The organism is Cyanobium sp. ATX 6A2 (assembly GCF_024346355.1).
Classification (GTDB): Bacteria; Cyanobacteriota; Cyanobacteriia; order PCC-6307; family Cyanobiaceae; genus NIES-981.
In genome coordinates, this window is the sequence record NZ_JAGQCU010000029.1 from 1 (window position 1) to 10,710 (window position 10,710).

The 10,710-nt window shown below is 58.8% G+C and carries 9 protein-coding genes and 1 pseudogene; 8 read left to right on the forward strand and 2 right to left on the reverse strand.

The window, feature by feature from the left end; translation table 11 throughout:
* Together KBY96_RS15750 and KBY96_RS15755 are read left to right on the forward strand one after the other, a co-directional pair.
* A pseudogene (locus KBY96_RS15750) lies at positions 1–341 on the forward strand (transposase); the annotation flags it as partial.
* 15 nt (positions 342–356) lie between these two features.
* Positions 357–596, forward strand: coding sequence for a hypothetical protein (locus KBY96_RS15755; protein WP_254980496.1), 240 nt, complete (start codon positions 357–359; stop codon positions 594–596).
* A gap of 250 nt (positions 597–846) precedes the next feature.
* Here KBY96_RS15755 and KBY96_RS15760 read toward each other — a convergent pair whose 3' ends face one another.
* Positions 847–1,107 (reverse strand): hypothetical protein, encoded by a 261-nt coding sequence (locus tag KBY96_RS15760; protein WP_254980497.1) that lies wholly within the window; start codon positions 1,105–1,107, stop codon positions 847–849.
* A gap of 214 nt (positions 1,108–1,321) precedes the next feature.
* Between KBY96_RS15760 and KBY96_RS15765 the strand changes: the two genes are divergently transcribed.
* The 3 genes from KBY96_RS15765 to KBY96_RS15775 all read left to right on the forward strand — a co-directional run bounded on the left by KBY96_RS15765 (position 1,322) and on the right by KBY96_RS15775 (position 3,710).
* Positions 1,322–1,777: a hypothetical protein gene (locus KBY96_RS15765; protein WP_254980498.1), complete on the forward strand. Its 456-nt coding sequence runs from the start codon at positions 1,322–1,324 to the stop codon at positions 1,775–1,777.
* A gap of 24 nt (positions 1,778–1,801) precedes the next feature.
* On the forward strand, positions 1,802–2,092 hold the full coding sequence (locus tag KBY96_RS15770; protein WP_254980499.1) for a hypothetical protein: 291 nt from the start codon (positions 1,802–1,804) through the stop codon (positions 2,090–2,092).
* Between the two features lie 640 nt (positions 2,093–2,732).
* Positions 2,733–3,710, forward strand: coding sequence for a tetratricopeptide repeat protein (locus KBY96_RS15775; protein WP_254980500.1), 978 nt, complete (start codon positions 2,733–2,735; stop codon positions 3,708–3,710).
* Here the strand turns inward: KBY96_RS15775 and KBY96_RS15780 are convergent.
* Positions 3,695–4,399 carry a hypothetical protein gene (locus tag KBY96_RS15780; RefSeq protein ID WP_254980501.1) on the reverse strand — a complete coding sequence of 235 codons (705 nt, stop codon included), beginning with the start codon at positions 4,397–4,399 and terminating at the stop codon, positions 3,695–3,697. The genes KBY96_RS15775 and KBY96_RS15780 overlap by 16 nt on opposite strands.
* A 125-nt stretch (positions 4,400–4,524) precedes the next feature.
* Between KBY96_RS15780 and KBY96_RS15785 the strand changes: the two genes are divergently transcribed.
* The 3 genes from KBY96_RS15785 to KBY96_RS15795 all read left to right on the forward strand — a co-directional run bounded on the left by KBY96_RS15785 (position 4,525) and on the right by KBY96_RS15795 (position 10,650).
* Complete coding sequence (locus KBY96_RS15785; RefSeq protein ID WP_254980502.1) at positions 4,525–8,679, forward strand: glycosyltransferase; 4,155 nt, start codon at positions 4,525–4,527, stop codon at positions 8,677–8,679.
* A gap of 10 nt (positions 8,680–8,689) precedes the next feature.
* On the forward strand, positions 8,690–9,409 hold the full coding sequence (locus KBY96_RS15790; protein WP_254980503.1) for a sulfotransferase family 2 domain-containing protein: 720 nt from the start codon (positions 8,690–8,692) through the stop codon (positions 9,407–9,409).
* A 233-nt stretch (positions 9,410–9,642) separates the two neighbouring features.
* Complete coding sequence (locus KBY96_RS15795; RefSeq protein ID WP_254980504.1) at positions 9,643–10,650, forward strand: glycosyltransferase family 2 protein; 1,008 nt, start codon at positions 9,643–9,645, stop codon at positions 10,648–10,650.
* Positions 10,651–10,710: the final 60 nt, after the last annotated feature.

Sequence of the window (10,710 nt, forward strand, 5' to 3'; positions counted from 1 at the left end):
CAAGCGGATGCCCTGCATACCCAGAAGCCGTTTTTCAACTCCTCCAGGAGCAGGGGGCCGACTTCTTGCTGACCGTCAAGGCCAACCAGAAGATCCTCCACCGCCAAATCCGCAGCCAGTTCCAGGGAAAGCGGCACATCCCTTTTGTGGCAACGGATCACGAGATCAGTCACGGCCGCGACATCACCTGGACGCTGCGAGCGAAACAGGCCCCTGAGCACATCAGCGAGGCCTGGATGGGCACCAGCTGGATCGTGGAAGTCACGGCCACCGGCACCCGTGACACCAAGCCCTTTCACGCCACCCATATGTTCCTGACCAGCCTGCGCACCACCCCATAAGCCCTGCTGCAACTGGTGCGGGACCGCTGGAGCATTGAGTGCTGGCACTGGATCCGCGACACCCAGCTGCATGAGGACGCCCACCGCTACCGGGGCAATGGCGCTGGTGCATTGGCCAGCCTGCGAACTGCAGCACTCAACCTGCTGCGGTTGGCTGGTTTTCAGTCGATCCGCGCTGGGATGCAGGCGGTGATGCACGACATCACGGCGCTGCTGGCGATGGCGATGCGTCAGCCAAAGCCCAAGCCGAGCTGATACTTTGAATCAGCCCTGGGGGGTAACGCACCCCTCGGCGCTTACGCCCCTCTGGCAGGGCCTGAAGGAAGGCGATCAGATCGGGATTGGCAGAAAGCGGGGCCAAGGGACGAGAGCAGTCCCAACGAAACCGGCACCAGCATGGCCGGACCAGCCGCCTTGTGCCTGACTTTCAGTTGGTCCTGGTCTTGTGCTGGCAGGCCACCCGGATCCAGCCCTCGATCACTTCCATGCCTCTCTCGACCATCACCTACCTGGCGGCATCGAGCCCCACCTCCCTCTCCTGATCGAAGAAGCCGAACGCTGCACCGTGGCCGGTGATCATCGCGAAACGATCCAGCGCTGGCAGGACTTCGCCGCCCTCCTGGCTGACCAGACACCCGAGTGGATCTACCACCAGCTCAGCGCCGCCTATGCCATCAACAGCTCCGGCTTCGGCGGCAGCGCCGAAGAGAACACTCTCTGGGGCAACTGCTCCAAGCACACGCTGCTGGCATGGTTGCATCGCCACCTTCAGCCCTCCCTCTATCTCGAGATCGGTGTGGATGAGGGCATCAGCCTTGCCTGCGCCACCGGGCCGGCCATCGGCTTAGACCCACGTCCACAGCTCGGGCTGAGTGTGGAGCCGCAGGCCACAGCCCGGATTGTGACCAGTAGCAGCGACGCCTTCTTCACCGGCCAAGCCAGCAGCCTGCTGCGGCCCGCGCCCGAACTGGCCTTCATCGATGGCATGCACCTCCGAGTTCGCCTTGCGCGATCTCATCAACTCCGAACGCTACATGGCCCCCTGGGGCTTGGTGGTGATCGACGACATCTACCCCTGCCATCCCGCGCAGGCCAGCCGCCGCCGCAGGACGGGGGCCTGGACCGGGGATGTGTGGAAGCTGCTGCCGCTGCTGCGCAGCCACCGCCCCGATCTCACGCTGCTCTGTCTCAATGCCCACACCACCGGGCTGCTGCTGATCGCCGGCCTGGATGCCAGCAACACCCTGCTGAGCCGCGTGTATCCCGAGGCGGTGCGCCTTACCGCCCCATCGCCGAGCCACCGACCCAGGTGCTGGAGCGCCACGGGGCCATCCCCTCCAATCACCCCCTGGTGCCCGAGCTACTGCAGCTGCTGCACCAGGCCCGGCGGGGGCGTTGGAACGCCTGCCGGATCCAGGCCAGGCTTCTCACCCTGAACCAGCGGATCGCTGAGGCGGAAGATGACCATCGCGGCCTGGCCCGCCAGCTCAGCCGGCAGCCTTGCCCGCTGCCGGATCCAGCCGTTGCCTGAGCACTTCAAGTTGCTCCGCCGCCAGCTGCAGTTCCTCTTTGATCTGAAGCTAAGGCTGACGCTGCGCATCGCGCTCCATCCGCAACTCCACCAGCTCCCGCTCCAGCCGCGCTACCGCAGCCAGCCCCTGAGCGTCGAACCCGCCACACCCAGCTCCGCCGCCACAGCCGCCGGCCTCTGCCCCTGCTCCAGGCAGAGCCGGATCGCTTGCTCATGCTGACGGTGTGACGGCATCCTTCCTGAGACAGCACACGACAGGTCATAGTCTGCTTAGCGGAATCAAATCGCTCCGGATGGAGGATCAAACCCAGCTGCCCGGCGAAGGGCTGCAGGCTGTTCTTTTGAGCCTGTGCTCCAATCACGGCTGGGCGTCCTCCTTTCTGAGCAACCCAGCGAGTTCCACCGAAGAGCTCGCCCAGCTCTGCATGAAGGAACTGGCCGCTTGCCGTGCTGCGGGCCGCAACGACGTAGCCCTTGTCCTGGCTGACGCTGCGATGGCGGGCGGAGTAGATCACCCCCGTCTGGCGAACCATCGGCAACGTGCCCGGCAGCAGCAGCCTGGTGGCGCTCTGGTGCGGGCCAGCCACAAGTCGTCATCTGCTTTGGCGGTTGCCGATGCTCACCACTGGTGGGGCCGATCGTTCTGGCTCTGGCTGGCCGGGCTCAGCGGCAAGCAGAAATCCAAGCGGCAGAGCCAGGCCATGGCTGGCACTCAGGAGCAGCTCGAGGCCCTCATAGCCGCCTGCGAGGATGCGCGCTGGAGCCCAACCGCCCTCTCAAGCGATGTCGCCTCCCGCGATCTCAGCCTTGCCCTGCTGAGCGAGATGCGTGCCTGCGCCGAGGCGGACAAGCACCGGCTGGTGGTGCGGCTGGCGAAGCGGGCGGCCGGTCTCGGCATCCAGAGTTCGCAGATCAATGAGTTACAGCAGCAGTCCCAGGCAGTGCTGCAAGCCGCCCTCAACACCCGGAGGTCCGTCGCGGTCCAGCTGCGTAAACAGGGTCAGCCCGCCGCCGCCCTCGCCCTGCTCGATGCGGCTCTCGCCAGCGGCAACCAGGATCCCTGGATCCATCACAACCGCGCCCTTGCCCTGGTGGATCTTGGACAGCGGAACGACGCCATCCAGATCTGGGAGCAGCTGCAAGCTCATGAAAACCAGGCAGTCGCCGAAGCAGCCGGGACGATGCTCCAGAGACAGAGCCGGAAGCTCCTGCTAACCCTCCACCGAACCCTGGAGCACCTGGCCGCCAAGCACGCCTGGCCACTCCGCCACCTCGGTGATCCCACCAGCATTGATATCCAGGCCTATGCCGCATGCATCCTCCGGGAAGCTATCGACGCCCGCAATTTCAACCACGCCGAGCTCTCGCTCGCCATGCTCGAAGCCGCCCGCTCCACGGGCTTGCACGATGCCTCCCTGGATGACAACCGTGCCCTTGCCTTGGTGAATCTCAACCGGCTCCCCGATGCCGTAGCCATCTGGCAGCAGCTGACCCAGGTCGACGCCGCCGACATCCGTAAGACCGCCCAGGAGATGGTGGCACGCTACGGACCGCAAGCTCAACGACTGCTGGCCCTCACAAAGGCCGATCAACTTCTGCAGGCCGGCGAACTCGAGCAAGGCATCAGCACCCTCACCGAGGCGCTGCTCCAGGATCCCGAGTGCCTTGAAATCCAGGAACGGCTGCAGTGTCTGGTGGCGCAACGCAGCCAAAACCTGAACGGCCCCGACGATCCCCTCAGCCAGGAGCTGGAAGCACACCGCCGCGAGTTGATGGCGTTCGAGGAGGTGCTGAACACCCTTGAGAAGCGCCTGGAAGGGGATCAGGCACAGGCCTGATCCCCAGGCCCACCTGGTGGGGCCTGGATAAGCGAAGACGGTCTCTGGCTCGAACGGGCCAGCAACCTGAGCGCGCGTCGCTGCTGCTGCTCGAGCTGTTCGATCAGTTCAGCCTGCCTGCAGCTGAGCAGGAAGTAATGCTCCAACTCCTCCTGCACCTGATTCAGCTGTTCCATCTGCTCCTGCCTCTCGCGAGCCCGCTGCTGCAGAGACCACCAGGCGGCAACAAGTTGATCGGCCTCCTGGCCGGCCAGCAACCGCTGGGCATAGGAACTGTCCGCGGGTGTCTGGGCCAGTTCGGCCTGCAGTTCGAGATCCAGATAGCAATCGAGCAGCTCAGGCATCTTGTTGAGAACCGCACAGAGCAGCAACGCCTGCAGGGGATCGCCCGGCGTGGGCGGGGTGACCCGGGCCGGTGGACACGGATGCGCCCCGTTCAGCCAGCCGGAAAGTCCCTCTGGTTCGAGTCCCAGCAGACGCCAGTCGGCGATCAGCCGGTTGCCAGAGACCCGTTCAAGCACAGCCCGGTACCCCTCCAGCAGGGCGTGGCCATGGGTCGGATCGGAGAACAGCGCATGGGGCTGCGGGTAGATCAGCAGACTGCCATCGGGCAGTTGCCCCTGGCGATCAGCGAAGCACTGCAGGCCGGCCTGTGTGAGGCGATCCAGCAGGGCGTCGCTCAGGGGCAATGGGGCGTACCAGTACAACGGGCAACTCAGCGCACAGGCCATGAGCCTACGCAGGGCATTCTCCAGCCAAGCGGCTGGCATCTCACCAATGGCCCCGTAGCCTGGATGCCTGGCAGCTCCTGAGGATGAACGGAACACCACTGCTTCGCGTGCTGGTCGGGGCCAGCCGAGTACCGAGCGACACACCGGCTCCCACGCTGATCGTGGAAGCTGAACCCAGCCGACTTGAAGAGCTGCGTCAGCAGCTCGGCCGAGACAATACCCAGGGCTCCAACCCGGTGCAGTTTCGGGAAGCCGTTCTGGCCGACGACCCTCAGGGAGAAGTCTGCTGGTTTTGTTATAGCGACTCTCGCTTGAATGGCGTCGTGCCGCTCCAGAGGTGGCACCTATTCTACCCCAACCTCCAGCTGGAAAAAGAGGAGATCTGCACCACCAGCACGCTTGCCCAGATCCTGAGCGAATGGCCCGCCGCCACTGATGGCAAGCAGGGGATCAGCCTCACCCTGAGTCAGGGAGATCCCATTCGGGTGCTGGAAGGAGCCAAGGATTGGCTAGACAGAATCCATCGGATCGAGTTGCAGGGGCCCAAAGCTGATGCGCTCTGGCTGAAATCGTGCAATAGCTGGCTGCAAGACCGTGGGTACAGGCCGGACTGTGATTCCGCCGGCAGTTGGGTCATCGATCCCCAGGCGTCCCAGCTGATCAGCCACCAGGCAGAAGTCAACGCCCTCAGACAAGTTCTTGCCGCGGCAGCTGCAGAGCATCACCAGGATCTGGAGAACTGCCAGAGCAGCCAGGCTCGTGTGCTGGAAGCCCTGCATCAGTGCTTTCCTCACGCCCTATACCGTAAAAAACGACCAGATCTTGAGGGATTCAATGACCAAAGGCTAGTGGAGCATTTCATTGATCATGGCATCCACGAAGGGGTGGATCTCGACCTGGGCGAGGCGCTGAGGGAGTCAGAACAGCTGCGAGCTGAACTCGCCGAGGCCAATGCTCAGCTATCGCTGCTGGCTACGAAGCACCATCCATTGGTCAAGGTCCCGAGAGAAAACGGCCCTGTCTACAGAATTCCTGTGATCAGCGAAACCAAAGGAACAGGGATCTCTGCATGGCTGGTGGGAGACTACCTCTACACCACGATTCCACAAAGCCATGAAACAATCGCTCAGCCTCAGGTTCACAAGGGCAGCCAGGTCTACCCTCTGAGACAGACAACCTGGAACAATGAGACGGCACGCAGACTTTGCCCGAGCCAAAAACTTGAACTCTTATCGGATGAGAACCAGAACAAACTCACGATCTCAACTGACGAAGAGGCCCCCCAGGCAGTGGAGAGTGGCATCAGTCAGCTCCTTGAATGGTGTGTCGCCGGTGGAGAGACACTGCACATTGAGCTACCTGAACCAGGCAAGAAGTTCAGCGTAGGAGTAGTGCAAAGCCTTGAGTTTGAAGTTGCCCGCACAGAGTCCTGGGATTTCGAGGCACTGCTTGCCACCCACAGAGCCAGGGGGAGCCTGGAAATCATCATCAAACAGAACGGCAGCACGAAGACCTACAGCATCGACTTTGACAGCAACAGGACTGGAGGTATCAACGCCAAGGGCTACCTCCCAGCGAAGCTAGAGATGCTCCTGGAGGAAGGGCGGTGCGAGCTTTCACTGAACATCAAGCACGAAGATTTCATCAGTGATGGCAATGAGGCGGCCAGTGACGCCTACTATTTTATCGCGAATCCACAGTTCAGGCCAACAGTCTACACCGAGCAGCCTGTTCCTCGGCAGCTACAAAACTTGGGGGCAACCGGCACCGAGGAGACGATCTACTTTGGAAGGGTGAACCTGTTTGCCTGTCCTGAAGACAGCAGTTTAGTGCTCAGCCTGGGAAACGGCACGTTCTACGAACTATTCACCCCAATCAGCAATGGGATCTCGCTCAGGGAAGACAATTCCCACACATTGGTGATGAGAGCAGCCACCCCAGGCAGATTCTCTCTGTTCGTGAACGGGGTGTTTGCCGGCCTGCTCTCCATTCAGAGCAAGGACACGCCAGTGCGGCTCCCTGTGCAATGGCTGCGTGGGGAGCCGGTGATGGTGGAGATTCGCGATTTATCAGGAAGCCAGGTTTTCCTGAAGCACCCAGTGCTGGCACCGCGACACCTGACCTCACCAGAACTGCTGTTACAGGAATCCAAGCCCCCCTTCCCGACAGATCTGACGGTTCGCGCCAATCATCGATACCAAGCGCTGAGGCAGCATTTACAACTACCGATCGAAGGGCTGCGGAGAGAGGTGCTGCTGCGGGCGCTCGAAACTTTGGATCGGAATTATCAGACGCTGAAACTCGCACCCCTGGAATTCCCTTTGGTCGAGCAGCCATGCGTGTCGGTGGTGGTCCCCGCTCACAACAAGGTGGAGGTGACCTACTACTGCCTGTGCGCACTGCTGTTGGCACACAACAGAAACAGTTTTGAGGTGATCCTGGTGGATGACGGTTCCACGGATGAAACAGCCGAGATCGAGGCCTTTGTCAACGGAATCACAGTGATCCACAACGAGGAGCCGCTGAGGTTCATCAAGGCCTGCAACCGGGGGGTGAGAGAGGCCAGAGGCAAGTATGTGGTGCTGCTGAACAATGACACCGAGGTCACGGTTGGCTGGCTGGACGCGCTCGTGGATGCCTTCCACAGGTTTGAGGGTGTGGGGGCTGTAGGGGCCAAGCTGCTGTACCCCGATGGGAGTCTCCAGGATGCGGGTGGCATCATCTGGGGGTCGGGCAACCCAGGGAATTACGGAAATGGGCAGAATCCTTGGGATCCTCGATTCTCCTATACGCGGCAGGTTGACTATCTATCCGGTGCCGCGCTGATGACCACAAAGGGGATCTGGGATGAAGTGGGAGGCCTATCCCACTACCTTGAGCCAATGTATTTCGAGGATACCGACTTTTCGTTCAAGGTTCGCGACGCAGGTTACAAGACCTATTTTGTGCCTTCGTCTGTGGTGTACCACTTTGAAGGCACCACCAGCGGCACTGACACGTCTAAAGGATTCAAGGCTTATCAGGAACTGAACCGGCCGAAGTTCAAGCGCCGCTGGGCCAAGGCGTTTGCGCAGCATGGCAAGGAGGGGATACAACCAGATCTGGAGAAGGATCGTGGCCTTGCCGGAAGAATCCTTTTCATCGACTACGCCACTCCCCGTGAAGACCGGGATGCCGGATCCTATGCCGCCTTGCGCGAGATTGAACTGGTGCAGTCGCTGGGCTACAAGGTCACGTTTCTCCCGCAAAACCTGGAAAATCTCGGTGAATACACCGAGGAGTTGCAACGCAAGGGCGTGGAGGTGATCACAACACCATTTTATCTGTCTCTGGCCGCGTTCATCGCAGAGCGTGGCAAGGAGTTTGATGCGGCATACATCACCCGCTACTACGTTGCTGCCGATACGGTGTCTCTGATCCGCGAACATTCACCGAAGACCCGGCTGATCCTCAACAATGCCGATCTCCACTTTCTGCGTGAGCTGCGGGCAGCCCTGAGCGAAAACGACGAAGCCCGCATGGAGATCATGCGCGACATCCGCGAACAGGAGTTGGCGATGATGCGTAGTGTGGATCTGGTGCTGAGCTACAATGAGGTTGAGCATGTGGTGATCATCTCCCACACCGATGGCGAGGTGAAGGTGATGACCTGCCCCTGGGTGGTAGAGATCCCAGCCGACGTGACTCCCCTGGAGGATCGCACAGGACTGTCATTTCTCGGTAGCTTCCAGCACCACCCGAATAACGAAGGAGTGGCATGGTTCTGCCGGGAGGTGATGCCACAACTGGAGGCGCAGGAATTGAAACTGTCAATCTATGGTTCCGGCATGGGTGATGACATCACAGGGCTCGCAAGCAACTGGATTGATCCGGTGGGCTTCATCGCGGATGTGGCAGATGCCTATCAGCGCCATCGGGTGTTTGTGGCGCCGTTGCTCAGTGGCGCAGGCATGAAGGGCAAGGTGGTCAATGCCCTGGCCTACGGGATCCCCACCGTGTTGTCGCCAACGGCCGCCGAGGGCATTGGCCTGCGGCATGGCCATGACTGCCTGATTGCGAAGAATTCCGAAGAGTGGGTGGAAGCTATCACGCGTCTGTCTCACGATGACGATCTGTGGTCAGCCATCTCGAGCGCCGCTCGCAGCTATGCCGCCAGCCAGTTTTCGTTTTCGGCAGGAAGGGAAAAGATGAAGGCGGCACTGGAGTCTGTTGATCTTTTTAGCCACATCGTTGATTGATCAACAAACCATGCGCACGATCATCCTCCACTACCACCTCTTCAAGAATGCGGGCACCTCGGTGGATGCCATTCTCAAGCAGAATTTCGGTGACCGGTGGGTGACCCGTGAGTTTCCCATGATGGATGGCAACAACTCCGCTCTGGTGGAGCAGTGGATCCGGGAAACGCCAGAAGCCGTTGCCTATTCCTCGCACACGATGATGGGTCCGATTCCTTCAGTGGAAGGGGTGAAGGTGATTTCCTTCCTGCTGCTGCGCGACCCGATTGAGCGGATCAAATCGGCCTATCGGTTTGAGCGGCAGCAGGATGCAGATACCTGGGGGGCGAAGCTGGCCAAAGAGCATGACTTTGAGGGGTATGTGCGAGCAAGGCTGGTGCGACAAAGCGATCGGCAGTGTCGGAACTTTCAGACCTATCGGTTGGCAAGTGCATCGCCGACTCAAGGCGATTCAGAACTGGAGAAAGCCCTGTGCTCAGCCCAAGAGCATTTCCTGATTGGTCGTGTAGAAAGCTTCAATGAAGCCGTAGAAGATCTGCGGTGCGAATTTGCTGATCATGGAATTTCTCTAATACTTCCATCTAAGTCGGCAAGATACAACCAGAATGATGGCGCTGGCAGCATCTCAAACGCAGTGACTCTCCAGCTCTTAATAGAAGCCAATAGAGACGACATTGAGATGTTAAGCAGACTCTCTGCAATAGGCGGCCGCACAGTACCAGAAACCTGACATCATCGGATTGGACAATGGCTACAGGCAGAGATCTTTTTCTAGCTTGTTGGATGTAGGGCTTCCTAGTCTTTCTGGCTGCTCAGCGTGTGTGCATGGTCTAGTTTTGGGACAACACCCTCCTGATCATGCTGCATGGCTAGTGCAGACACATTCGCCATGCAAACGATTTTCTGCCCCCATGGCCCCGCTGCCACTCATAGTATCATATCTCATGCAGTGCTGATACCAACATGCTAACAGATACAACTGTTATATTTAGATATTACGAGGGCGAACTGCCATATATCAAAGCCTTTATTCATCACTACGTCAAGTTGAAAGCTCATCAACTAGTGGCAATTGTTCAATGTGATTCAGATGCCTCAGTCCTAACTGCAATATTCTCATCTTTTCAGTCATGCTCGACAATCTTATATGTATTGCATATCCCGCACGAAAGATCGACTAACGCATGCCTTAAAAGAACCAATTTCAAGGCAATACCTAACATCGGGACATGGGTCCTGAACGTTGATGCGGACGAATTCATTTTTAGCAAGAAAGGCGAGAATGGCGAGAAGCTGTTCTCCAGCCTTATCCCAGGTCGGTTTGACAGGTTTAATATAAAATGGGTGATGGCAGCAAACATGGGATCAACCAACCAGCTAGGAGTCCAGTGGGGAATAGGCAAAGATTATGCCCTTTCAAGAAATATTATTAGCATGCCAAACGTTCACCATTTTGATACGAAGAGATCTTCGTACTTCAGTCCAAGTCTCAGACTTGAAACAAATTCAGACCTTGGCTTGGCCCACCACTGGGGACGGACGTTTGAAGACACCCTGATAAAGATGAGCTACCAGCGGAAGATGCTTAATAACCCCAAGAATTCAGATTTTATTAGTATTGAAGCTTTTCTTCAAGAAAGCGAATTGCCTAGAAGGCTGCGGTTTATGGCTTTCCTGGAGTCCCTGGAAGGTAGCATAGATATATCTCAGACCATGCATCATGATCTGTATGATATTGACGCTCAGCATGCTCTCTTGGATCCCATTGCATCAGCCAAGCAGATCAGTCAGTTGAAAGAGATTTACTTAGAATATATTGTTCTTGCACGAGCCAGACATAACGAAGTCTTTAAGAGCTTCGTAGGTCGTGGCGTCAACGCATCCTGCGAGAAGCTGCCATCGCTTGTCAGGCGACAGCGAAAACTGGACCAGATGCGACACGAAATCTGGCCCCCCTCCGCGAGCCACTGACCAGGCTCAGCGCCATGACCGCGGACCTGTCACCTCTGGAGCAGAGCTCCCGGGATGCGG

Excerpts from the sequence above, each read along its gene's own strand:
- KBY96_RS15770 (WP_254980499.1), top strand. The coding sequence starts at position 1,802 with ATGACCATCGCGGCCTGGCCCGCCAGCTCAGCCGGCAGCCTTGCCCGC.
- KBY96_RS15795 (WP_254980504.1), top strand. The coding sequence starts at position 9,643 with ATGCTAACAGATACAACTGTTATATTTAGATATTACGAGGGCGAACTG.
- KBY96_RS15765 (WP_254980498.1), top strand. The coding sequence starts at position 1,322 with ATGGCATGCACCTCCGAGTTCGCCTTGCGCGATCTCATCAACTCCGAA.
- KBY96_RS15790 (WP_254980503.1), top strand. The coding sequence starts at position 8,690 with ATGCGCACGATCATCCTCCACTACCACCTCTTCAAGAATGCGGGCACC.
- KBY96_RS15785 (WP_254980502.1), top strand. The coding sequence starts at position 4,525 with ATGAACGGAACACCACTGCTTCGCGTGCTGGTCGGGGCCAGCCGAGTA.